Source organism: Mesobacillus harenae, from assembly GCF_013343715.1.
Lineage (GTDB): Bacteria > Bacillota > Bacilli > Bacillales > Cytobacillaceae > Mesobacillus_A > Mesobacillus_A harenae.
Genome location: NZ_JABUNR010000002.1, coordinates 175,614 through 200,036, shown reverse-complemented (window position 1 = coordinate 200,036; position 24,423 = coordinate 175,614). Strand labels below are relative to the sequence as shown.

Genomic DNA, 24,423 nt, shown 5'->3' with positions numbered 1-24,423 from the left:
ATCCATTTTTCTGGATGGTGCCTGTACCACATAAACCTCCTAGCCAAATGGATAGGAGGTTTTTATTATTTCGGCAGTGTTACTTTAAAAGGTGCTAATTTTTTTGTTTCTATAAAACTTGAAAAATCAATTTGAAGAAGGGTATTTTCCAACGAATAGTTTTTAATATGATCTTCCCCATCCAGGTCAAATACCGACTGGAAACGCAGTGTCTCTTTATCTAACAGCGTCACTTCATTTTTTGAAATACTGTGACTGGCAGGAGGTACAGGATTGGCAGGGTCAATTTTATCCGCAAACTCCCTATCAATCAAAGTAAGGCTATAGGATAAATTGTTTAAAAGAATAGCTAATTGGTTTTTGCTAATATCCTCTGGCATGCCTGTAAACTCATAATCTAATAGTAATGTCTTGCCCACTTCCTTGATTTTGTTAACTTTTATTCCAAGATTCGAACGCTCACTTTCCAATGTAAAAGAACCGGCATTAAGCAGTTTGCGGACCGGAGGATCAGAAATTGAGACTGAAGGGTATAAGGTAATCGATTGAGCCTTCCCATTAAGTTTTTCCATGTTCTTGCGGAGGTTGGTGTGAAAGCCATCTTGCTCCGCTGTTCTGGAAAGTGTAGTGTTGTTTTCATAGTAGAACAACTCATTCCCTAAGTCGTCTACTGCTTTATAAAGGTCTATATGATCTCTCTCAAATGCTGATATTGTCTTAAATTCGAGAGTTGTTGAAGCATTGGCCAAAAGGATTTCTTTTATGTAGATCTGAAGCCCTTCATACGCTTGGGATTGATCGATGGCGATCGTTTCAATCTTATCCTGTGAGATTGGTATGTTAAACGTCCACTCACCTTTTATCCCGTTTATATAATGGATCGTAATCGGAAGAGTAAATCCTTTATGAATGGTTTCATAGGGGTATGCCAGCTTCCATTGAAACTTATAGCCGCTTTTAGTTCTTTTTGATGCGGTTGACATCCCGTTTAGCCAAGGATCGCTATCACCATTATTGTTTTCAAAATTCATATCGAAGCTTAGTTCGCCAGTCTCATTCGTTCCTTTATCAAGATCTCCTGTTATATCGCCAGTAACGGAAACCGAGTCGCCGTCAAAGTAGGCGTTATTCAGTTCAACTGTCATACCGTTTGCAGTTGCGGCCATATTCAAATCAGATACAAGGTTCTGTGCGGACAGATGCATACCCAGCTTGTCTCCGAATTCTTCGTAAATTCCTCCAATTAACGGGGCAGCAGCCAGCACACGATTCATGCTCGGATTGATAAGACCGGATGAAAGAGTTAATCCAATAAGCGAGGCTGCAGCGATGGTTGTGATGAATACCTTTTTCCTTGGCTTTCTAGTTGCCTGGCGTCCTTGTGCGATTCCTTTTTCAATTGCCTTCATAACAGCTTCCTTTGGAACATCAATTTGGTCTATTGCGTCCTTCATTTTGTTGTTATCCATGGCACTGCTCCTTTATCAAAATTTTTCTAAGTGCTTCCTTACCTCTGCTTAAATAGGTTTTAACCGTTCCCTCGGGAATCTCCATGAGTTCACTGATGGTTCTTATAGAATGATCATGGTAATAAAACAGGATGATTGCAGTTCGGTAACGTTTATCAAGATTTGCGATTATCTCGAGAAGCATAGTTGAGTCTTCATTTTTAATCTCCGGGAAGGGTTTGACAGCGGACAGCATGTTTTCTGTCAATGGAATAACCGTTTTACTTTTAATCTGCAAATCCCTTGAGCATCTAATCAAAATCCGAGTTAGCCATGTCATGAAATATTCAGGGTTTTTTAATGTGTGAATAGATTTAAAAGCCTGATAAGTCGTTTCCTGGACAATATCGAGCGAGTCTTCCTGGTTATGTACGTACAAGAAAGCTGTCCTGTAAAGTTGTTCATAATGCTGTTTGATTAAAAGTTCAAAAGCTTTTGTGTTTCCGTTAATTGCTTTTTTGACAAGCTTGATATTCTGATTCTTCATTTCACAACTCCTTTCTGACTATTAGTGGACAGAGAGTTTGAAAAAGTTTCAAGCATTTTATTTATTTTAAAAAGAACCTAATAAGTTTTCGGTACAGAAACCTGTAATACAAATTATACCTCTGTTGAAAGATAGTCGGAGAGGCTCTCTTTTTAAAATTTGTTCTTAGAGTATTAATAAGGCATGCCAGTCCTGCCAAAAAGTATATAAATTTAAAAATACAATCCTAACCTCAAATAAACCCACGGTTTTACTTTAACTAACACGATTCATCCTGTTCCTTTTTTGATGTATACTTAAAATTAGTGTACAGAGAGATGAGGGTGTGCCAATAATCACTGATGTTACAAGTGCTTCAAAGCTTTTGGTTTTTCACTGGACTAGAGCTACTTGTTAGTATTATGGATAGGTTTTTTCAGGCAGTATTTCTCCTTGTGAAGGCGTGGGATCTGACCTTTCACAACAGGTGCAAAGTGTTATTGAAGAAAAAACAACTGGGGTTTTTGGATATAAAGAGCAAGAGGGTAATTTTAAATAATAAATAAAAAACCTTTTAAATACAGAACAAGTTCACTTATTACTTAAGGAAAAGTTAGATTAGGATACCTGCCTTACTAGTTTGCGAACTAGTATTTAATTAGAAAAGGAGAGATAGTATGAAAGGAAAACAGTGGTGGAAAGAGAGTGTTATCTATCAAATTTACCCACGGAGTTTCATGGACAGCAATGGAGATGGGATCGGGGACATTCGTGGGATTATTTCTAAGCTTGATTACTTGAAGAAGCTTGGGGTTGATGTGGTCTGGCTTTCTCCTGTCTATAAATCACCCAATGATGATAATGGTTATGATATCAGTAACTATGAGGACATTATGGACGAGTTTGGTACGTTAAAGGATTGGGAGGAACTGCTTGAAGAGATGCATAACCGTGGCATTAAGCTGGTTATGGATCTGGTTGTTAACCATACTTCAGATGAACATCAATGGTTTACGGAAGCCCGTAAACCAAAAGATAATCCTTATCGTGATTATTATATTTGGCGTCCGCCTTTAAATGGGAAGGCACCAACGGACTGGACTGCCGTCTTCGGTGGCTCGGCCTGGGAGTACGATGACCAGACGGGTGAATATTACCTGCATATGTTCTCCAAAAAACAGCCAGATGTTAACTGGGAGAACCCCGAGCTGCGGGATGAAATTTATAAAATGATGAAGTTCTGGCTTGATAAAGGTGTTGATGGATTCCGAATGGATGTCATTAATATGATCTCAAAAAAGGAATTCCTCGCCCCGTATGAAGACTTTATTTCAGGAGACCCGGTTAATAAAGAGTATGAGCCTAATGGAGAACGAGTCCATGATTTTCTTCAGGAAATGAACAAAGAAGTCTTGTCAGAGTATGACATCATGACTGTCGGAGAATGCCCTGGTGTATCGCCGGAGCAAGCCGAGCTTTATACTGGCGAAGATCGCAAAGAGCTGAACATGGTGTTTCAATTTGAACATATGAGCCTTGATAAACAGCCGGGCAAGCAAAAATGGGACTTGAAGCCACTGGACTTAAAGGACCTAAAGGCAAATTTATCGAAATGGCAAAAACAGCTCGAGAATAAAGGCTGGAACAGCTTATACTGGAACAACCATGACCAGCCCCGGATTGTTTCGCGATTCGGAAATGACGGAGAATATCGGGTTGAATCAGCAAAGATGCTCGGAACACTTCTCCATATGATGCAAGGGACTCCGTACATTTACCAGGGGGAAGAAATCGGCATGACAAATGTAAGATTTTCTTCTATTTATGATTATAACGATATTGAAAGTCTAAACATTTATAAAGAACGAGTATTAGAGCAGAGTTACGATCCGAACGAAGTAATGGAATCGATTTACACAAAGGGACGGGATAATGCCAGAACTCCAATGCAGTGGGAGAGTTCAGCTAATGCCGGTTTCACAGCTGGCACTCCGTGGCTTCAGCTAAACCCGAATTATCCAGAAATCAACGCGGCAAAAGCGCTTGAAGATCAAAACTCAATCTTTTACCATTACCAAAAATTAATCAGTCTTCGTAAACAACACGAAATTATTGTTTATGGATCTTATGATCTGATTCTTGAAGATCATGACTCGATTTTTGCGTATACCCGGACACTTGGGAATGAAAGGCTCATTATCATCAATAATTTTTACGAAAAAGAAACCCGCTTTGAGCTGCCTGAAGATATTCAGTACACCAAAGCAGAACTGCTAATTAGCAACTATCCGGTTAATGAAGATCAAAGTTTGGCTGCAATTAAGCTGCGTCCATACGAATCCTTAGTATTTAGATGCTCGTAAAAAGACTTTAAGGTTCTGGGTAATTTTCAGCCCGGTAGAGCTCGTGGTCAACGAACTCTTGTACCTAGTCTATAATCAAATGGTCAGCCAGATATTCTGGCTGGCCTATTTTTATATGAAAAGTAAAGTGTAATTATCCGAATAATCTTTCGTCTTATATACAAGGAACACAACGGGAGGAGAAATCCGTGACAGATAAAAAGATGATAACGAGATGGTTTGAGGAATATGGGGATGATGTATATAATTTCTTGATTTATTATACAGGCACGGGCGATGAGAGGATATGGTACAGGAGGTTTTTGTCAAGGCAATCCGCAAGCTGGATACATTTGACGCAAGGTCCAGTCCGAAAACATGGCTCTTCAGTATTGCCCGCCATGCTGCTATTGATGAGATGCGGAAGCGAAAAAAAGAAACAGAGAAAATGGATAAAGCTTTAGCTTTCAGTGACCAGCCAAACCCGAATACACCAGAGGAAATCTTTCAATTAAATGAAAGGAAGCAGGAAATCTACCGTGGGACCAAAAGCTTAAAGCAATCGTATCATGATGTGCTTATTTTAAAGGGAATCAAAGAGCTCACCGTCCAGGAAGCGGCTGAAGTGCTTGGCTGGAATGAGAATAAGGTAAAAGTGACGTATCACCGTGCTGTAAAAGCGCTCGAAAAAAAACTGGGAGGGATTCTTGATGGATCATCGTAAGCTTTCAGAAGAACTAAATTCTTTCCCGAAGGATAAAAAAATGGACCATAATGTAAAAGCGAATATAGCCAGCGCACTGGAAGCGGAGCTATTAGTGGACCATAAGAAAACGTCTTTAACAGAAGGCATTTTTAAAAAGTCGATGATTGGAATAGCCAGCGTTGCTGCAATGGTGCTGTTTTCCGTTATCCTGCTTAGCAATGATTTAAACCTTCTTAATCCAGGCAAGGATGCTCCAAGTAGTTTTACAGGCTCGGCAGCTTTGGAGCTTACCAGTGTTTCGGTAGACCTTAAAAATGACAAGGGCGGAGTAGGGATCATGTACGGAGAAAAAGCAGGTGACATCATTTATCCTGTTGCTCTTGGCTACACGTTTTCTATAAAAAATTATGGCAAGAACACCATTGGAGGCATGGAAGAACCAAATCGAGAAGTCTTTGAATACGACGATGGCATAAGAATAGAGATATTACCTGATGACCAGCTAATCCAAGTTTCTGAGGAAGTTATGGGCTTTAATCTGTTTAATGAATCCGCAAGAGTCGAAGCTCGGCTTGGTCAAGGCAGCTCAGGAAGCCCCATCCTTGAACCGGGTGCTTCCGGCGAATATAAACTTGACTTTACCTTGGGGGCTCTTGAGAAAAATCCGGAGGTGAGACTGGCTCCCTCTCAGGACCAAATGAAAGAGCTCTTAAAACATGCATTAGAATCAACCCTTGTCCTTTATAGTAAGGATGAAGAAATCGGCCGTTACCCTTTAAGCCAATTGGCAGCCCATGAAATGACTTTAGAAGCAAATGTTTCCGAGTTAACAGACCAGGAGTTTACGGAAGTCGGAGCGGCAGGAATCGAGAATCGTGACAAAGCTGATTTCAGGAAATTTACGTTTGATTTTGGTATGGGTTCTTCAGATAAACTGCTCTCTAGGACGATCGATATCCCTGAGTTGAACGTCTGGAAAACTGCTATAAACTCTTTGGGGCAGGACCGCTACTGGTTTGGAAGTGATTCCAACCAGACTACTACCAGTGAGGAGCCAGCAAACCGGGCTATTGAGTTTGTCTTTTATGCTAAAGGATTAAGTGAAAAAGAAATAAGAGAAGCCTTCAATTCTATACGGGTCAGTGCTTCGTGGCAGACAGCCGAAGGTGTTAGCGTCCAAAAGGAATTGATTGTGGGGGATTTAATTGAATTTGAATAAAGAGTGAGTTCGGCCACTCAAACAGATAACCACCTCTTCTTGTAGCAGGAGAGGTGGTTTTGTTGTTTAAATAGATATGGAGGGCTGCTTGTTATCTATCACGGTTATTGTACCCTTAGATAGTCTAACCGTTCGATCTGAAGATTTGGCAATATTAAGGTCATGGGTAACGACAATGACGCATTTCCCTTCATTTTGGGCTACATTTTTCAATAACAGGATAATCTCTGCTGCGGTATCTTCATCAAGGTTTCCTGTTGGCTCATCTGCGACGATTAAATCGGATTCACAGCTGAGGGCACGTGCAATGGAGACACGCTGCTGCTGGCCTCCACTAAGAGTCAGTACTTTTTGTCTGGCTTGCGTTTCAGTTATACCAACTTGCTCAAGCATTTTCAATGCAAATTCTTTCTTATTCTTTTGCTTTGAACCGGTAATTTCCATGGCAGTCAAAACGTTTTGCAAGCCTGTCATGTAAGGAAGAAGATTATAAGATTGAAAGACGATGGAAACATACTTGTTTCTAAATTTTGTGAGCCCGATTTTATTAATATCTTTCCCCTCATAATAAATCGTACCTTCTTTTGGTGCATCCAGCGCGCTTGCAAGAGCAAGAAAGGTTGTTTTTCCAGAGCCGGACGGGCCAGTGATTGTGTAAAAGGATCCTTTGTTAAAGCTCACATTGATGTTTTTTAAAATATCATGCTGTTTATTATCTTGTTTATACCAGTAGCTAATATCAGTAAACTCGAGCAGTGCACCCATTTTTTGATCTCCTCTTTTAAGAAAAATTTGTTTGACTTCAGTCCATAGGATCAGATATGCATTACTTTACTATAGACTGGTTCTTTAGTCCTGCCTGCTTAAAATAGTCTTTGGCTGCAGACGAAGCACTGATAAAGACGGAAGGAGGGCGGAGATGATGGCGATCAACAGCCCGATTAAAGACAATCTGCTTAAGTCATTGCCGGTAACCGTAACATTAAGTTCTTCAATGGTTTCGACCGGCTGTGTCTGCATCTGCTGCATCCCTGGTCCAAATCCTTCCATTCCCCTGCCTCTAAACGAATCAGGAGTATTCAATGCATCTACTGAAGCTAGTTCTTGATTCAACAGCTGATTTCCAATTTGATCAGCGATAACGTTTCCTGTCACAGTTGCTAAACCAAGCGAAAGTACCGCCACCATGAGGATTTCGGTAACAAACTGTCCGGAAAGCTTCCATCTTTTCTCCCCAAGTGACAGGAGAACTCCCATTTCATATTTTCGTTCACGTATGGACATCATCACGATAAGACCTAGTATGACTGCTCCGGCAATCGACACAAGATAGACGATATTTTTCGAGAAGGCTGCGACATTATCAATCGGCCCTACCATTTGCTGATATAACTGGTCATCAGCATCAAGTTTAAACATTTCAAAGTCGATCGTGCTGCTTGCTTTTGCTGTGTCAATAAAGCTCTGCATATCAGCTGGGTCGTCGATATAGTAGATAGCACTGTCTATTGTATTTTCGGAGCCTTCTCCCTTTAATGAAGAAGCAGCTGTATAAGGTACGTAAAGCTTGTTGTACGGAATTAATGCTGTGAAGTTCATTGCCTGTTCAGGGCCCATTGATGTTGTTTTATAAATTCCTGCAATCTCGAGGTCTATAGTCAATGAGTCGTCCCTTGGATTGGTAACTGTAATGGTGTCTCCAAGTTTGAGGCCGTTCTCTTCTGCTAATGTTTGCTCAATAAGGGTGACATTTGTTCCCGTATCCTCTGCAGTTAGATGCTCGCCTTCTATAATGATGGATGTTTGGTCCACAAATTCACTAATGGAATCCGTAAAGGCTGCACCCTGGAGGCTAACATCCCCTTGTGCCATCCCGCCGCCCTGCATGTTTCTCCCTGAGCTGTCGGCTGTAGGTTCCTCTGTCTCCGTGTCGGCAGCTTCGTTTTCAATAGGATTGAAGCCAGATGCCGTCCCAGTTGTGGACGAGTAAAAATTGTATCCTATTATTTCATGGTAAGCGGTTAGTTCCTCAGCAGATTCCACTGGAATAGGTACGGCTTCGAAACGAGACCGCCCTCCTTCATTCACTTGCTGCTGTTGTTCACGAACTTTTTCCATGTCAACCTGAAGCGTAACGTCAGCTCCTAATTTTTTCCTTGCCAGCTCACCCGATTTTTCCGCAGCGGACTGAATCGACAGGCCAGCTAAGACGAATACACAAATAACGGTGAACACAAAGATTTGCAGGATGCTTTTCCCTTTCCTGGCTTTTACACTTAAAACAGCTCTTTTAAAAAAATTCATGACTTTTCTCCTTTTCTATTTCTAAGAGTTCTGGTTCCGGCTTGTATCGTGATATGTACCTTAAGGAAAGTTTATCCAAAAGATATGAAAAAACTATGTCCAAAATATTACGAGGCTTGTAACAATGTAAGAAAATTCCGGAAGATGTTGAAACGTTCTAAATTACGTGAGAATAGTAATGTAGCAATCCAGTTTTTGTGCTAAAGTGTAAACAAAATAGAATTTCGTCAAATATTGCCGAATGTTGCCGTTGCCAGGTTTTGAACCATACTTCTTGAGATCTAGAGGTGATTTGATGACTTCCATAAAAACAAAACTAACTGAGCGCCTTTATGAATTAGTAGAATTTGAAAGCATTACCCATTCTGACGGCGAAAGAGAAATAGACAATCTGATTTATGACAAACTGTTCGCACTCCCTTACTTTCAGGCTAATCCTTCTTATTTGCAGGTCCATCCAACTGAGGATGGCCGAAACCTTTTGACAGCTCTTGTGAAAAAGAATTCTCATGCCAAGACAGTCATTTTGGTGAGCCATTTTGATGTAGTGGATGTAGAGGAATACGGTCAATTCAAAGATTTGGCGTTCCGGCCAAAAGAGTTAACGGACCTTTTTTATAAAAATAAAGAATTGCTTCCGGATGAGATTCAGAAGGAAATAGGCGCAGAAGGCTGGGTGTTTGGCAGAGGGACAATGGATATGAAAGCAGGGCTTGCTATCCATATGGAGATGATTGAGCAGGCGATCAGCGGTGAATTTGATGGGAATATTCTGCTTCTAACAGTTCCGGATGAAGAGGTCAATTCACTTGGCATGAGAAGCGCGATCCCTGTTTTACTAAGGCTTGCAGATGAATTTGGGTTAGACTATCAAGCTGTCTTGAATAGTGAGCCTCAGTTTACCCGGTATCCGGGAGATGAGAACAATTACCTGTACACCGGTTCAATCGGCAAGGTATTGCCCGGCTTTGTCTGCTTTGGGAGAGAAGCTCATGTTGGGGAGCCGTTTTCAGGTTTAAATGCAACGCTGCTTTCGTCCCTTCTCGCAGCTAAGCTGGAGCTGAACACCGACTTTTGTGAACAGACAGATGATGAGGTAAGTCCGCCGCCAACCTGTCTTTTACAGATGGATCTTAAAAAAGAGTACTCAGCCAAGATCCCACAAAGCTCGGCGACTTTGTTTAATTTATTTTTACAAAAGAAGTCGCTTGACCAGTTAATTGTAGAGTTATTGCAGGTGGCCGAAGAAACGGCTCGGGAAACAGAAAGACTATACCATTTACGAGCTCAAAAGTTTGCGGAATTAGAAAAATCGAAATCTGGCGATGTTCGAATCAATGTTTTGGATTATCAGGACTTAGTGAGTTACATTACGAAGCAACACGGTTCCGAAGTGATACAGGAGATATTTGCGCGAGCGGAGACAGCAGACTTAAATCCGCGCCGGAGAAGCATTCAGATTGTCGATGAACTAGGGTCCATGTGCAAGGAGCTCGCTCCGATGATTGTGTTATTCTTTGCGCCGCCTTACTATCCACCGGTTAACTCAAGCCACGATCCTGTGATTCAAAAAACGGTAAAAGAGTTAACTGCTTACGCAAGCAAACAGCATGGAGTGGACTTCAAGCAACAGCAATATTTTGGCGGGATATCGGATTTAAGTTATGTCGGCCTTGAGGAGCCTTTGGCTTTTGTCGAGCGATTTATTAAGAATATGCCTGTTTGGCACAGGGATTACTGGGTTCCGTTCGAGGAAATGGAGAAATTCCAGGTACCCGTTATCAATGTTGGTCCGCTTGGCAAGGATGCCCATCAATGGACCGAGCGTCTTGATGTGGCCTACTCCTTTGGACCATTTATTGATATTTTTGAAAGAACAATTAAACTCTTATTAAAAGGTGACAAATCAGTTCGTTCTTGAATAAATAGTTCAAAAAAGCTATTCTATAGGAAGAAAGCGGAATAGTCAGCATTTAAAAAATCTTGTGGCTGCTTCGGTGTGAGGTGTGAACCAATGATACAAATTATATCTGCCTTCATTCTTCCAGGGCTGCTAGTTTTGCTATTTACGAGGGTAACTTTTAATGCCGTAATTGGCTTGCTGCTAACGGTTGCACTCATTGCTGCATCAGCCTATAAGGGATATACCGATACATGGCACTTAATCATCATAGATGCTTTTTCATTGACGGCAGGGTTTTATCTAGCCTCGAAAATGCGAAAGCAAGCTAAAAAAGAAGCCTAAATATAGCGGGAAAGGGACCAGACAATGATCTGGTCCCTTTTTTATAGCTCAGAAAATTATAAAAGTTCCAGATTTCGGGAGGGAATTCTGTGAATGCTAGATGATTCCGAGGAGTTCAGGAGTAATTCCTTGGAGTTATGCAATAATTCAGGGGAGTTTCAGATTAATTCACGGGAGTTTCTCTATAATTCTTAAACGCTGAATATTCAAAAAATAAAAGTGGACAATCTCCCTGCCTAAAAACCTTGCCACCCGAATACCCGTTCGCTTTTCATTGGTTTGTTTTATGCTGTTTGTGGTAAAATGGTGATATGAGTTTACAAAAAATTGTCAGTCTTTTTTTGAAAAGGGCGACCGTTTATTTTTATTATGGTTGCCCATTTTCATCCAGCTCCAGCGCCTAGCCCCTCGAGATCGCTGCGGCCTAACTGATGAAGTCAAAGAACGACATCATCTTCTGGCCCTCCAGCGCTTGTCGGGGCTGTACAAGGCGCTTGCGCTTTTGTTATAGATTGTATTTGAACAGGGGGCTTGTTTGTGAAAGACCAGTTTGAATTAGTTTCGCGCTATTCTCCTGAGGGAGATCAGCCGGCCGCCATCAAGAAACTGGTGGAAGGCATTAATGCAGGGAAGAAGCATCAAACCCTGCTTGGAGCAACAGGTACAGGTAAAACGTTTACGATCTCCAATGTAATCAAGGAGGTTAATAAGCCGACGCTGGTGATTGCCCATAATAAAACGCTTGCCGGCCAGCTGTACAGCGAGTTCAAAGAATTCTTCCCGAATAATGCGGTGGAGTACTTTGTCAGCTATTATGATTATTTTCAGCCAGAGGCTTATGTACCATCAACCGATACTTTTATAGAAAAAGATGCAAGCATCAATGATGAAATTGACAAGCTTCGGCACTCGGCTACATCCTCTCTCTTTGAACGGAAGGATGTTATTATCATAGCGAGTGTCAGCTGTATATACGGTTTAGGTAATCCTGATGAATACCGCGATCTTGTGGTATCTCTAAGAACAGAAATGGAAATTGAGCGCAATCAGCTGCTCCATAAACTTGTGGACATTCAATACGAACGCAATGATATCGCATTCCAGCGCGGAACGTTTCGTGTGCGCGGGGATGTCGTAGAAATTTTCCCGGCATCCCGGGATGAACATTGCCTTCGTGTGGAGTTTTTTGATGATGAAATTGAACGAATCCGTGAAGTTGATGCATTGACAGGTGAGATCATCGGCGAGCGGGATCATGTAGCGATTTTCCCGGCCTCCCACTTCGTTACCCGCCAGGAAAAAATGGAAGTCGCAATCGGAAATATTGAAAAAGAGCTGGAAGAAAGGCTCGCTGACATGCGTGAAAATGGCAAGCTGCTTGAAGCACAGCGGCTTGAGCAGCGAACCCGATATGATCTTGAAATGATGAGAGAAATGGGCTTTTGTTCCGGTATTGAAAATTACTCACGCCACTTAACATTAAGGCCGCCAGGTTCAACTCCGTATACATTGATCGATTATTTTCCGGATGATTTCATGATTGTTGTTGACGAGTCACATGTTACCCTGCCGCAGGTCCGCGGGATGTTCAATGGTGACCAGGCCCGTAAAAATGTGTTGGTCGAGCACGGATTCCGTCTGCCTTCAGCAATGGACAACCGTCCACTCACATTTCAGGAATTTGAAAGACATGTTAAACAGGCTGTCTATGTATCAGCAACGCCTGGTCCATATGAAATTGAACATACCCCAGAGATGATACAACAGATTATCCGTCCGACTGGGCTGCTTGATCCGACAATTGATGTCCGGCCAATTGAAGGCCAGATTGATGATTTAATCGGCGAAATTAATGAGCGGATTAAACGGAATGAACGTGTTTTGGTTACAACATTGACTAAAAAAATGTCCGAGGATTTGACCGATTACTTAAAAGAGATTGGAATTAAAGTTCAATATTTGCACTCAGAAGTTAAAACGCTTGATCGGATTGAAATTATCCGGGAACTTCGGCTTGGGAAATATGATGTGCTGATTGGCATCAACCTTTTAAGGGAAGGGCTCGATATTCCGGAGGTTTCGCTTGTTGCGATTCTGGATGCTGATAAAGAAGGCTTCCTCCGTTCAGAGCGTTCCTTGATTCAGACAATGGGCCGTGCAGCGCGGAATGAGAGAGGCCATGTCATTATGTACGCGGACCGAATGACCAATTCTATGGAGCTGGCCATTGGTGAAACCCAGCGGCGCCGAGCGACACAAGAGGAATACAACCGTAAGCATGGCATTACCCCGCAGACGATTCAGAAGGAAATCCGCGATGTGATTCGAGCAACGATTGCAGCCGAGGAGCAGGAAGAGTATACACCAGCAGAACGGATGAAGAAGCTGACCAAGAAAGAGCGCGACGAGGTCATTGCTGGAATGGAAATAGAAATGAAAGAAGCAGCAAAAGCCCTCAATTTCGAAAGGGCGGCAGAGCTGCGTGATCTTATACTTGAATTAAAAGCGGGAGGATGACGTAAAAAATGGCGATGGATAAACTGATAGTTAAAGGTGCCAGAGCTCATAATCTTAAAAACATAGATGTCACCATTCCGAGAGATAAGCTTGTTGTTTTGACGGGACTTTCCGGTTCAGGAAAGTCCTCGCTTGCCTTTGATACGATTTATGCTGAAGGACAGCGGCGCTATGTGGAATCCTTGTCGGCCTATGCCCGGCAGTTTCTCGGCCAGATGGACAAGCCAGACGTGGATGCAATTGAAGGTCTGTCACCAGCAATTTCGATCGACCAAAAGACGACAAGCCGAAACCCGCGTTCAACTGTAGGAACCGTGACAGAAATCTATGATTATTTGCGTTTACTTTTTGCGAGAGTAGGCCGGCCTACCTGTCCAATTCACAATATTGAAATCTCGTCGCAAACGATTGAGCAAATGGTCGACCGAATTATGGAATATCCGGAACGGACAAAGCTGCAGATTTTGGCGCCGCTTGTTTCGGGGCGAAAAGGGACCCATGCAAAGACACTTGAGGATATTAAGAAACAGGGTTTTGTAAGGGTTCGAGTGAATGGAGAAATGCTTGATCTGAGCGAAGAAATTGAGCTGGAGAAAAATAAAAAGCATTCAATTGAGGTTGTTATTGACCGGATTGTCGTCAAAGAAGGAGTCGCGGCTCGGCTTGCCGATTCACTTGAAACAGCGTTAAAGCTGGGCGAGGGCAATGTGATTGTGGATGTGATGGAAAAAGAAGAGCTCATGTTCAGTGAAAATCATGCCTGCCCAATTTGCGGCTTTTCAATTGGGGAACTTGAGCCGAGAATGTTTTCATTTAACAGTCCGTTTGGAGCATGTCCGGAATGTGATGGTCTTGGCGCAAAGCTTGAGGTAGATCTCGAACTGGTCCTGCCTAATAAAGATTTGAGCCTGCGGCAGAACGCAATTGCACCGTGGGAGCCGACAAGTTCCCAATACTACCCACAGCTGCTTGAATCGATCTGCAACCATTATGGAATTGATATGGACGTTCCTGTTCGCGACCTTCCAGGGCATATGCTTGATAAAATTTTATATGGATCAGGATCAGACCGAATTTATTTCCGCTATGAAAATGATTTTGGACAAATTCGTGAAAATTATATCGAGTTTGAAGGGGTGCTCCGCAATGTTGAGCGCCGCTATAAAGAAACTGGCTCAGATTACATTCGGGAACAGATGGAAAAGTATATGGCCGAGCATCATTGTCCCACCTGCAAGGGCTATCGCCTGAAGCGGGAGAGCCTGGCTGTTCATGTGGACGGGAACCATATTGGACAAATAACTTCGCTTTCCATTCAGGAAGCCCATGAGTTTTTTGTCGGACTAACTCTTTCTGAAAAAGAAATGCAGATTGCGAATTTAATATTTCGTGAAATCAGTGAACGTCTTGGCTTTTTAAATAATGTCGGGCTCGACTATCTAACCTTAAGCCGTGCGGCTGGTACTTTGTCAGGCGGCGAAGCGCAGCGGATTCGTCTGGCAACTCAAATAGGCTCTCGGCTGACCGGTGTTCTCTATATTTTGGATGAGCCGTCAATCGGCCTTCATCAGCGAGATAATGACCGCTTGATTGAGACACTAAAAAACATGCGCGATATCGGAAACACCCTAATCGTTGTTGAACATGATGAGGACACGATGCTGGCCGCTGATTATTTGATAGATGTTGGTCCGGGAGCCGGTGTACATGGCGGGGAAATTGTTTCAGCAGGAACTCCGGAAGAAGTAATGAATGACCAGAATTCCTTGACTGGCCAATACCTTTCTGGAAAAAGGTTCATTCCGCTTCCGCTTGAGCGCCGTAAAGCAGCTGGACGCCATATTGAGGTCAAAGGTGCTAAAGAAAACAACTTAAAGAACGTTAATCTTAAGTTTCCGCTCGGCGTGTTTACAGCCATTACCGGTGTCTCAGGTTCAGGAAAAAGTACACTGATAAATGAGATCCTTCATAAATCGCTGGCAATGAAGCTTCACAGAGCCAAAACTAGGCCCGGGAATTTCCGTGAGATTAAAGGCGTCGAGCATCTTGATAAGGTGATCGATATCGATCAGTCACCAATCGGAAGGACGCCAAGATCAAACCCTGCCACCTACACGGGCGTGTTTGATGATATTCGCGATGTGTTTGCTTCAACGAATGAAGCAAAGGTGAGAGGCTATAAAAAAGGACGCTTCAGCTTTAATGTTAAGGGTGGCCGTTGTGAGGCCTGCCGAGGTGACGGAATCATCAAGATTGAAATGCATTTTCTTCCTGATGTTTACGTTCCTTGTGAAATTTGCCATGGGAAACGCTATAACCGCGAAACACTTGAAGTGAAATATAAAGGCAAAAATATAAGTGACATCCTTGAGATGACGGTGGAGGATGGCTTAGAGTTCTTTGGCAGCATTCCTAAAATCAGCCGCAAGCTCCAGACCATTTTTGATGTCGGACTTGGCTATATCACGCTTGGCCAGCCAGCTACAACGCTTTCAGGCGGAGAGGCCCAGCGGGTTAAGCTGGCCTCTGAGCTGCATCGCCGTTCGACTGGGCGCTCCTTGTATATTTTAGATGAGCCGACCACAGGACTGCATGTGGACGATATTTCACGGCTGCTCGTCGTTCTCCAGCGCCTTGTCGACAATGGCGACACGGTACTGGTGATCGAGCATAACCTTGATATAATCAAGGCCGCCGATTATATCGTTGATCTTGGTCCGGAAGGCGGAGATAAAGGCGGGATGATCGTTGCGTCTGGAACTCCGGAAAAAGTTGCAGAGGTTCCTGAGTCCTATACCGGCAAATATTTAAAACCAGTTCTTGAGCGAGACCGCCTGCGGATGCAAAAGCGGGTGAAAGAACGCGAAACAAGTACAACTAATGTTTAAAATTTTATGAGACTCCTTTAACAAGGAGTCTCTATTTTTTATCTGGAACAACGCTCTTGCCGGCTATAACGTAAAAGTCACAGAATTTTCGCTTCTTCAGCTTGAAACAAAAATGGATCCGAATCTTATTTGGAGAATATTATCATAGAGTATGAAACTTAAGCGGCTATAGATTCGTAAGTAGGAATATGGAATCCTTTTTGATCCGCCAATTTTAAACGGTATCCAAATAAAAAGCTTCATAGAATAGAAGCGTCTAGATATAAATCCGCTAAGGAGATGTTTGGAATGGAAACGAAGAAAGTTCTGTCAGCATTAGCGTATTTCAGTTTTATGTTTGCAGGCATTCTTTTTCCCGCGATCCTCTATTTTGCGTCGGATGAGATGGAGGTAAAACAGCATGCTAAACGGGCTTTGTTGTCGCAGTTAATTCCACTGATTCCAATCCCGTTCGTGCTATACTCGGCTTACCATTTAATTGTAACCGGCCAGACTGATTTTCCTGTATTAGTATTAGCTGGCATTGGCATCAGTATATTGCTTAGTATGATCGTTTTAATCTGGAATCTTGTTCAGGGCGTTCGTGTTTTAAAGAATTAGAAACAAGGAGGAAACTGAAATGAAGGAAGAGAGAATTAGGATACTTAAAATGGTTGAGGAAGGAAAGCTGACGGTTGAGGAGGCGCTCACACTGCTTGAGACGCTTGAGCAGGCTAACCAGTCGATGGAACAAAAAAAGGCTGACATAATTAATGAGCTGTCCACCACTGTAAAGTTTGACGAAGAAAAAAAGCAGGAGCAGGCTGATTATAAGTTCCAATCTGCGAAGGATAAATTTGTGGATTTTGTAGATTCGGCATTTAAGAAGATAAAAGATTTTGATCTGGATTTTAACTTTGGCCAATCGGTTAATGTGTCTCATATATTCCACCAGGGCAATACCGCTTTTTCTGAGATTGATATTGATGTTGCAAATGGGTCGGTTAAATTGATTCCATGGGATCAAAAAGATATCAGAGTCGAATGTGAAGCAAAGGTTTACAGGGTGGATGGCCAAGATGCAGCGAGAAAACGTTTTCTCGAGGAGGTATTTTTTGCTGTTGAAGGGGAGAAGCTGCGCTTTGCAACGCAGCAAAGAAGCATGAAAGTGAATGCCGCCATCTTCGTTCCTGCTGAAGAGTATAAAAAGGTAAAGGTGCGCCTTTTCAACGGACCGATACAGGCTGACCGCCTAATTACAGACGATTGCACAATCAAAACTGCTAATGGGAAAATTAGGCTGGGGGCTTTGTCATGCGGAAAGCTTGAGGCTGAAACGGCGAACGGAGCGATTGAGATTAGCGGCAGCAAAGTGAAGGAGCTCGAAGCCGAAACAATAAATGGAGCGATTAAGCTTGACGGAAGCTACCACATGCTTGATGTTCAAACCTTTAATGGAAATATCTCATGCTTATTAAATAACCATGATGCAGCTGAAATTGAAGCAAAGGCGACAACAGGGAGCATCGAATTATTTGTTCCTGGAGAAACTGGTGTTAAAGGTGTCTTGAAATCGAATCTTGGCGGTTTCTCTGTAGAGCTTGAGGGTATTAAAATTGTAGAAGATAAAAGCGAAATGGTGCAAAAGCTTCTACGATTTGAATCAGTTAACGAAGGAGAGCATCAATTAAAAGTGAATGCTGAAACGAAAACTGGTGGTATTTCGGTGAAAAAGTCACACTAACGAAGGAGGGATAAAGATGAAATTAACCCGTTCAAATACAAACAAAAAGCTGGCTGGAGTTTTGGGAGGCATTGCAGAATCAATCGGTGTCAATCCTACGATAGTTAGGGTGATCTTTATCATCCTGCTGTTTACAACCGCCTTCTTTCCAATGACGATTGTTTACTTTGCAGCAATGTTTCTAATGCCGAAGAAAAAGGATGTTTACCGGTAATGAGATGGCTGCTTGGGATTGTTATAAATGCAGTGTTATTTATGGCGTTTGCCGGGTATTTTGAAGAATCCTTCTACCTCTCTGGATTCGGGGCAGCACTGGGGGCAAGCTTTATCTTGTCCATTTTGAATATACTTGTACGGCCGATCTTGATCATCTTAACCCTCCCGGTGACGATTATATCACTTGGACTGTTTTTATTTGTAATTAATGCGATTACCCTGCTGCTGACGGACAGCTTAATGGGGGCAGCATTTGAAATAAACGGTTTTGGGATGGCCTTCTTTGCGGCCATACTGATGTCTGTTGTAAACCTTGTTATTCAGAAAACGGTTTTTGAAAAAAAGGATTAAGTTTAACGGCCGGCGCTTTGTTGAGTGCCGGCTTTGGTGTTAAGGAAACTATAAAAGTTCCAAGTAACCGATAATCGTATGAGTTGTCTGCATCTAGCTCCAGCGCCTAACCAGTTTTCTCCAAGAGCTAGCTTCCGTGAGGATCTTGCGAGGAGCCGCTAGGCGTCGAGAGCTCAAGAACGCTTTAATGTTTAATCTGTAACACCATTGCCTCATAGCCAGCTTTCTTTAAACGTGCGGCCACTTCTTCGGCCTTGCTTTTATCCTTAAAAGCGCCTGCTTGTACCTTAAATAGCTGCTGATCGGCTGGAGAGGGAGCTGATTTTTTTAGCTTATAGGTATAGGAAATGGCAGTGGCAATGGCTTCTGCACACATTCTCCGAAACGCGTCAGCTCTTAGCAGGCCTGCTTCCTTTTGATTGGTCATAAAACCGCATTCCACGAGGACGGCTGTCATACTAGTCTCTCTTAAGACATGGAAGTCTGCTGTCTTAACTCCCCGGTCCCGTAAGCCTGTCCTGGAAGTCATTCTATGCTGAATTTCATGGGCAAGTTCTGCTGCTTCTTTTGGACGCGTTTTATAAATGTAGGTTTCGATTCCACCGGCGTTGTTCCAGCCTGTTCCATAGGCATTAGCATGAATTGATACGTAACCATCTACTTTCAATCGATTTGCTTTATCAGTTCGTTCTTGCAGCGGCACATCCCGCTCATCTTCATGACAAAAATACACCAAGACATGTTGATAGTCTTCTAGTAAGCCTTTAGTATATTGGGCTACAGCTCGGTTAAATTCATATTCACTCATTCCATCTGGCGTTCGTTTCCCCGGTGTAGTATAGCCATGTCCTGCATCGAGCATAATTCTCATCCAACCCATCCCCCTCTATAGATTGTTTCATCCCTATAATATGAACCAGTAGGATAGAAGGACAGGCATTATTGCTAAAAGAACACTAGGTGATTGCTGTCCTCCCTCAACTAATTAAGCCTTTGCAGCAAATTCTCCGCTTATAATTAGTCAGTACATTTTGTTCTGAACCAAAAAGTGCTAAAATAGTTAGTATTGTTTGACTATCGATTATTTTAAATAAAATAGATGTGTCAAAACGTAAGGAGGAAGCTTCTTTGGTTAAAGTTCGCACAAAGGATTTAATTGAAAAGTTTGATTTGGAGCTGATTAGCGGGGAAGAAGGGATTGACCGTCCGATTTCTATAAGTGATATATCAAGACCAGGCTTAGAGATTGCCGGTTTTTTTGATTATTACCCTGAAGAGAGAATTCAGCTGCTTGGAAAGACAGAGTTAACTTTTATTGGGAAACTTGATGATGGTGACCGGAAATACCGGCTCCAGCGGCTTTGTACAGACATAACTCCGGGGATCATCATCTCTAGGGGAATGGAGGTTCCTGAGGAATTACTTGAAGCCTCAGAAAGAGAATCCGTTCCGGTCATGCGTTCTAAATTGAAAACGACGCGGCTGTCGAGCCACCTGACTAACTATCTGGAGGGAAAGCTAGCACCAACGACGGCGGTTCATGGAGTTCTCGTTGATATTTATGGTGTCGGTGTCTTAATTACTGGAAAAAGCGGCGTTGGTAAAAGTGAAACAGCACTTGAGCTCGTTAAGCGCGGCCATCGTTTAGTGGCAGATGATTGTGTTGAGATTCGCCAGGAGGATCAGGATACTTTAATTGGGAGTTCTCCCGAGTTGATCGAGCATTTACTGGAAATTCGCGGACTAGGCATTATTAATGTAATGACCTTGTTTGGAGCAGGTGCTGTCCGCAGCTATAAACGGATCACCTTGGTTATTAATCTGGAATTATGGGATCAAAACAAGCAGTACGATCGCCTTGGCTTGGATGAGGAAAAAATGAAAATTATCGATACAGATATCACGAAGCTGACTGTTCCGGTTCGTCCCGGCCGAAACCTTGCTGTTATAATTGAGGTCGCAGCAATGAACTTCCGTTTAAAACGGATGGGTGTAAATGCTGCGGAGCAATTCTCAGCGAGGCTTTCAGATGTTATAGATGACGGTGAACATTAAGTTTTTTTAGAATTACTGCTTAAAAAATAATGAACAGATAACTGTCTAGTTCAGAGCTTTAAGGCAGCCTGCCGCTCCGGGTTATTAAATTAATATTGCGGTGGTTGCCTGGACTCTGTACTTTCTGACTGGGGGAAAACTAAAATGGTGGAAGAACAAATTCAGCCGCTCAATCCCGTTGCTATATCACTTGGCCCGATTCAAGTGAACTGGTATGGGCTGATCATTGGAGTAGGAATTGCACTTGCACTTTGGCTGGCAATGCGTGAGGGTGACCGCCGCGGCCTTCCAAAAGATATTTTTGCTGACTTGCTTTTATGGGCAATTCCGATTTCGATTATTTGTGCGCGTATTTACTATGTGATATTCCAATGGGATCATTACAAGGACAGTCCAGGAGATATCATTAAAATCTGGGAGGGTGGCATTGCCATTCATGGTGCTCTAATTGGGGCAGTCGCTACCGCCTATTTTTTCGCAAAATCACGAAACGTTTCTTTCTGGAAACTTGCCGATATTGCGGCGCCGAGCATTATTTTGGGTCAGGCAATCGGACGCTGGGGCAACTTTATGAACCAAGAGGCGCATGGGGGGGAAGTAACCCGGGCGTTCCTGGAAAGCCTGTATCTTCCTGAATTTATCGTGAACCAAATGTATATACAGGGAACTTATTATCATCCGACTTTTTTATATGAATCGATCTGGAATTTCATTGGATTTGTGCTGCTGATGATGCTTCGCAGAGTGAACCTTAGACGGGGAGAAATCTTCCTGACTTACGTTATCTGGTACTCGGTCGGGCGCTTCTTTGTAGAAGGAATGCGGACGGACAGTCTGATGCTGACAGACAATCTAAGAATTGCCCAAACGATTTCCGTGGCACTGATCGTTTTTGCAATTGGATTGCTTTTGTACAGACGGAAAAAGGGTTATGCCGACATTAGGTACTTAGAACAAAAGAATTAACAATTAAATTTAAGAACAACAGGGGGGAGCGTATAATGCTTGGTTCATTAAAAGAAGGTACATTTGTTGGCCTGCGAACCACTTGGGCGCTCGGAAAGATCATCTTTCCGGTAACGCTGATTGTGGCGATTCTCCAGCATACACCTTTTTTGCCATGGCTAATTAAGGTGATTGAACCAATGATGTCCCTGTTGGGATTATCAGGCGATGCGGCCATTCCGCTTGTGCTTGGGAATTTATTAAATCTATATGCAGCAATTGGGGCCATTTTAACGCTCGATCTAACGGTAAAAGAAGTTTTTATCATTGCGGTTATGCTGAGTTTTTCCCATAACTTACTAGTCGAGTCTGGCGTTGCTTTAAAAGTAGGCGTGCGCCTTTGGATTGTCTTAACCGTAAGAATTGGACTCGCGCTAGTGTCCGGGTTTGTTATAAACCTAGTCTGGCACGGAGGCTCAGAGCTTGCACAATATGGTTTTATCCCGCCAAAAGAACAGCAGGTAACCGGGTGGGGAAACATTATCATTGATGGATTAGAGAAGGCAGGGATCGGAGTCTTCCAGCTTGCCATCATTGTTATCCCGCTCATGATTGGGATTCAGATTTTAAAAGATTTAAAGTGGCTGGCTGTATTTTCAAGATGGATGGCTCCTGTAACGCGAGCACTTGGAATGAAGGAAAACACGTCGACGACACTTGCGGCCGGCCTGCTATTTGGCCTTGCAATGGGTGCAGGCGTCATGATTCAGGCGGTAAAGGAAGATGGAGTCAGTAAAAGAGATGCTACGATCGCGTTTATTTTTCTCGTGGCCTGCCATGCGGTGATTGAAGATACACTTATTTTTATTCCCCTTGGAATCCCGGTCATTCCATTATTGATCATCCGGCTTGTTGTCGCAGTCTTGTTAACGATGGCGGTCGTGTATTTTTGGAAGCGCGCTGATGTTGCTAAAGGAAAGGAAGCTGCAGTCTATGAACAATCAAGTTAACACCGTGCTGTTTGATTTGGATGGCACCCTTATTGATACAAATGAACTAATTATTTCATCCTTTCTCCACACACTTGAACATTATTATCCTCGCCAGTACAAGCGGGAAGATGTTTATGCGTTTATCGGTCCGTCCTTGTGGGAGACATTTGGGAAAATGAACCCTGAACAAGTGGACGAGATGATTGCGATGTACCGAGAGCATAATTTAGCAAACCATGATTTGATTGTAAAAGAGTTTACCGGAGTTTATGAAACAGTCCGGACGTTAAAAGAAAATGGCTATAAGCTAGCGATTGTGTCAACGAAAATTTCAGATACGATTTACAAGGGCCTGAAGCTGACCGGACTAGATGAGTTTTTTGAAGTGGTTATCGGCCTTGATCATGTTACGAACGAAAAGCCAGATCCCGAGCCAGTCTATAAAGCTCTTGGGCTTTTAAACTCAAAGCCTGAAGAGGCGATTATGGTTGGAGATAATTATCATGACATTCTTGCTGGTAAAAATGCCGGGACAAAAACAGCCGGTGTCGCCTGGTCACTTAAAGGCCGTGACTACCTAGCTGAATTTAAGCCTGATTTTATGCTCGAAAACATGGCAGACCTTCTAGATATTGTTGGAGTGTAGCTATGCGAAAAACAATCCGTTATCCTGTGGAAGGTGCAAATTCCCTCTGGCATGTTTACAAGACTGTTCCGTTTTGGAAAGTTGTCCGCAATTTTGTCGTTATTCAGCTGGCCCGTTACACCCCGTTTCTAAGTGCGAAAAACTGGATGTATAAAACGTTTTTAGGAATGAAGGTGGGCGACCAAACATCCTTCGCTCTAATGGTTATGCTTGATGTGATGTTTCCTGAAAAAATCAGCGTCGGCCGCAATACTGTCATCGGCTATAATACCACGCTTCTGGCGCATGAATATTTGATTAAGGAATATAGGCTCGGTCCAATCGAGATCGGCAGTGAGGTTATGATTGGGGCCAATTCAACAGTGCTGCCAGGCGTGACAATCGGCGATGGTGCGATCGTATCGGCCGGAACACTTGTCCATAAGGATGTGCCGCCCGGTGCATTTGTCGGCGGCAACCCAATGCGGGTTATCTATACAAAAGAAGAACTTGCCAAACGATGGGCGGAAGATCCCATTTACGGAAAAAAACAGTAAAGAGCTGCCCTATGAACTGCCTCTCCTTTGGGATGCAGTTCCCAGGTACAGCTCTTTTTTGTATTACTGCTATTGATTTAGAGCAACACTATAGACATATACAGCGACCTAACTGCCGCTCTGGAAATACACTACGCTTTCCGCGGGCAACGCTTCAGCTTCCTCGGAAGAAAACCGCTTCCTGCGGGATCTTCAGCTGTTGCTTTTCCCGCAGGAGTCTTCGTGTATTTCCTCCGCTAGTGTTGCATCTATAAATGAATAGGCATCTTGATTGAAGCGGAAAGCATGAGACTCCTCAAAAATGCATTCTTTTTTTCAAGAGTGGGTTAACTCTAGGATGCCCAATCCATCTCCTGCGGGTTCAGCGGGACAGGTGGGACCCCGCAGGCGCTTTAGCGCTGAGGAGATTCAGCGCACGCCTTGCTAAAAGCGAGTGCCTGCAGCGGAAATCAACGGTCCGGTTTAAATAGCAAATGAGAAATAAGGCAAAAACAAGAAAAAACGTTGCAGACAGCTGATAAAACCAGCCAAAGTTAACGAGGAAAAAGCTCTTAGCTACATTCATGGACGCTTCAAGCTCTTGAGGTGAAGCGACCCCCCAAGCAATAAAACCACCTGCTATTACAAGTGATATCCAAAAGACTTTTGTCACCTTGTCATTCATTGCAATCCCCCTTTTTGTCTAGGATAGCTTAAAAGCCGATTTATTATAAATCAATTTAGCCTGAGAATTGTCAGTTTTCGGTTGACGGGGATTGTCATGA

General features: G+C 43.0%; 22 protein-coding genes. 16 read left to right on the top strand and 6 right to left on the bottom strand.

The window, feature by feature from the left end; translation table 11 throughout:
• Positions 1–65: 65 nt before the first annotated feature.
• Both HRJ06_RS03225 and HRJ06_RS03220 read right to left on the bottom strand, forming a co-directional pair.
• On the bottom strand, positions 66–1,469 hold the full coding sequence (locus HRJ06_RS03225; protein ID WP_174728764.1) for a DUF4179 domain-containing protein: 1,404 nt from the start codon (positions 1,467–1,469) through the stop codon (positions 66–68).
• On the bottom strand, positions 1,462–1,995 hold the full coding sequence (locus tag HRJ06_RS03220) for a sigma-70 family RNA polymerase sigma factor (RefSeq protein WP_174728761.1): 534 nt from the start codon (positions 1,993–1,995) through the stop codon (positions 1,462–1,464). Before HRJ06_RS03220 ends, HRJ06_RS03225 begins: the two co-directional genes overlap by 8 nt.
• Positions 1,996–2,651: 656 nt before the next feature.
• On the opposite strand from HRJ06_RS03220, the gene HRJ06_RS03215 reads away from it, so the two are divergent.
• The 3 genes from HRJ06_RS03215 (at position 2,652) to HRJ06_RS03205 (ending at position 6,241) form a co-directional block, all read left to right on the top strand.
• On the top strand, positions 2,652–4,337 hold the full coding sequence (locus tag HRJ06_RS03215) for a glycoside hydrolase family 13 protein (RefSeq protein WP_174728758.1): 1,686 nt from the start codon (positions 2,652–2,654) through the stop codon (positions 4,335–4,337).
• 286 nt (positions 4,338–4,623) lie between these two features.
• Positions 4,624–5,040 (top strand): RNA polymerase sigma factor, encoded by a 417-nt coding sequence (locus HRJ06_RS03210; RefSeq protein ID WP_242035118.1) that lies wholly within the window; start codon positions 4,624–4,626, stop codon positions 5,038–5,040.
• Positions 5,027–6,241: a hypothetical protein gene (locus tag HRJ06_RS03205; protein WP_174728755.1), complete on the top strand. Its 1,215-nt coding sequence runs from the start codon at positions 5,027–5,029 to the stop codon at positions 6,239–6,241. Before HRJ06_RS03210 ends, HRJ06_RS03205 begins: the two co-directional genes overlap by 14 nt.
• Positions 6,242–6,307: 66 nt before the next feature.
• On the opposite strand, the gene HRJ06_RS03200 is transcribed toward HRJ06_RS03205, so the two are convergent.
• Positions 6,308–7,006: an ABC transporter ATP-binding protein gene (locus HRJ06_RS03200; protein ID WP_174728752.1), complete on the bottom strand. Its 699-nt coding sequence runs from the start codon at positions 7,004–7,006 to the stop codon at positions 6,308–6,310.
• Between the two features lie 84 nt (positions 7,007–7,090).
• Entirely contained in the window at positions 7,091–8,545 is a 1,455-nt protein-coding gene (locus HRJ06_RS03195) for an ABC transporter permease (RefSeq protein ID WP_174728749.1), read from the bottom strand.
• Between the two features lie 295 nt (positions 8,546–8,840).
• Here HRJ06_RS03195 and HRJ06_RS03190 point away from each other — a divergent pair, with 295 nt between their 5' ends.
• The 8 genes from HRJ06_RS03190 (at position 8,841) to HRJ06_RS03155 (ending at position 18,485) form a co-directional block, all read left to right on the top strand.
• Entirely contained in the window at positions 8,841–10,466 is a 1,626-nt protein-coding gene (locus tag HRJ06_RS03190) for a M20/M25/M40 family metallo-hydrolase (RefSeq protein ID WP_174728746.1), read from the top strand.
• A 93-nt stretch (positions 10,467–10,559) separates the two neighbouring features.
• Positions 10,560–10,790: a CsbA family protein gene (locus tag HRJ06_RS03185; protein WP_174728743.1), complete on the top strand. Its 231-nt coding sequence runs from the start codon at positions 10,560–10,562 to the stop codon at positions 10,788–10,790.
• 537 nt (positions 10,791–11,327) lie between these two features.
• Positions 11,328–13,307, top strand: a complete 1,980-nt coding sequence (uvrB, locus tag HRJ06_RS03180; RefSeq protein WP_174728740.1) for an excinuclease ABC subunit UvrB — start codon at positions 11,328–11,330, stop codon at positions 13,305–13,307.
• A gap of 8 nt (positions 13,308–13,315) precedes the next feature.
• Positions 13,316–16,195, top strand: coding sequence for an excinuclease ABC subunit UvrA (uvrA, locus tag HRJ06_RS03175; protein ID WP_174728737.1), 2,880 nt, complete (start codon positions 13,316–13,318; stop codon positions 16,193–16,195).
• 288 nt (positions 16,196–16,483) lie between these two features.
• Complete coding sequence (locus HRJ06_RS03170; RefSeq protein ID WP_174728734.1) at positions 16,484–16,795, top strand: magnetosome magnetite crystal formation protein family; 312 nt, start codon at positions 16,484–16,486, stop codon at positions 16,793–16,795.
• Between the two features lie 19 nt (positions 16,796–16,814).
• Positions 16,815–17,918, top strand: coding sequence for a DUF4097 family beta strand repeat-containing protein (locus HRJ06_RS03165; RefSeq protein ID WP_174728732.1), 1,104 nt, complete (start codon positions 16,815–16,817; stop codon positions 17,916–17,918).
• A 16-nt stretch (positions 17,919–17,934) separates the two neighbouring features.
• Positions 17,935–18,132, top strand: a complete 198-nt coding sequence (locus HRJ06_RS03160) for a PspC domain-containing protein (protein ID WP_174728729.1) — start codon at positions 17,935–17,937, stop codon at positions 18,130–18,132.
• Positions 18,132–18,485 carry a phage holin family protein gene (locus HRJ06_RS03155; RefSeq protein ID WP_174728726.1) on the top strand — a complete coding sequence of 118 codons (354 nt, stop codon included), beginning with the start codon at positions 18,132–18,134 and terminating at the stop codon, positions 18,483–18,485. Before HRJ06_RS03160 ends, HRJ06_RS03155 begins: the two co-directional genes overlap by 1 nt.
• A 184-nt stretch (positions 18,486–18,669) precedes the next feature.
• On the opposite strand, the gene HRJ06_RS03150 is transcribed toward HRJ06_RS03155, so the two are convergent.
• Entirely contained in the window at positions 18,670–19,356 is a 687-nt protein-coding gene (locus tag HRJ06_RS03150) for an N-acetylmuramoyl-L-alanine amidase (RefSeq protein WP_174728723.1), read from the bottom strand.
• A 257-nt stretch (positions 19,357–19,613) separates the two neighbouring features.
• Between HRJ06_RS03150 and hprK the strand changes: the two genes are divergently transcribed.
• The 5 genes from hprK to HRJ06_RS03125 all read left to right on the top strand — a co-directional run bounded on the left by hprK (position 19,614) and on the right by HRJ06_RS03125 (position 23,659).
• Positions 19,614–20,540: an HPr(Ser) kinase/phosphatase gene (hprK, locus tag HRJ06_RS03145; protein WP_174728720.1), complete on the top strand. Its 927-nt coding sequence runs from the start codon at positions 19,614–19,616 to the stop codon at positions 20,538–20,540.
• Positions 20,541–20,687: 147 nt separating this feature from the next.
• Positions 20,688–21,506, top strand: coding sequence for a prolipoprotein diacylglyceryl transferase (gene lgt, locus HRJ06_RS03140; protein WP_338421049.1), 819 nt, complete (start codon positions 20,688–20,690; stop codon positions 21,504–21,506).
• Between the two features lie 35 nt (positions 21,507–21,541).
• Positions 21,542–22,495, top strand: coding sequence for a nucleoside recognition domain-containing protein (locus HRJ06_RS03135; RefSeq protein WP_197969821.1), 954 nt, complete (start codon positions 21,542–21,544; stop codon positions 22,493–22,495).
• Entirely contained in the window at positions 22,479–23,123 is a 645-nt protein-coding gene (gene ppaX / locus HRJ06_RS03130; protein WP_174728714.1) for a pyrophosphatase PpaX, read from the top strand. The genes HRJ06_RS03135 and ppaX overlap by 17 nt, the downstream gene beginning before the upstream one ends.
• 2 nt (positions 23,124–23,125) lie before the next feature.
• Positions 23,126–23,659, top strand: coding sequence for an acyltransferase (locus tag HRJ06_RS03125; protein WP_174728711.1), 534 nt, complete (start codon positions 23,126–23,128; stop codon positions 23,657–23,659).
• A 361-nt stretch (positions 23,660–24,020) separates the two neighbouring features.
• On the opposite strand, the gene HRJ06_RS03120 is transcribed toward HRJ06_RS03125, so the two are convergent.
• Complete coding sequence (locus tag HRJ06_RS03120) at positions 24,021–24,323, bottom strand: BCCT family transporter (protein WP_174728707.1); 303 nt, start codon at positions 24,321–24,323, stop codon at positions 24,021–24,023.
• Positions 24,324–24,423: the final 100 nt, after the last annotated feature.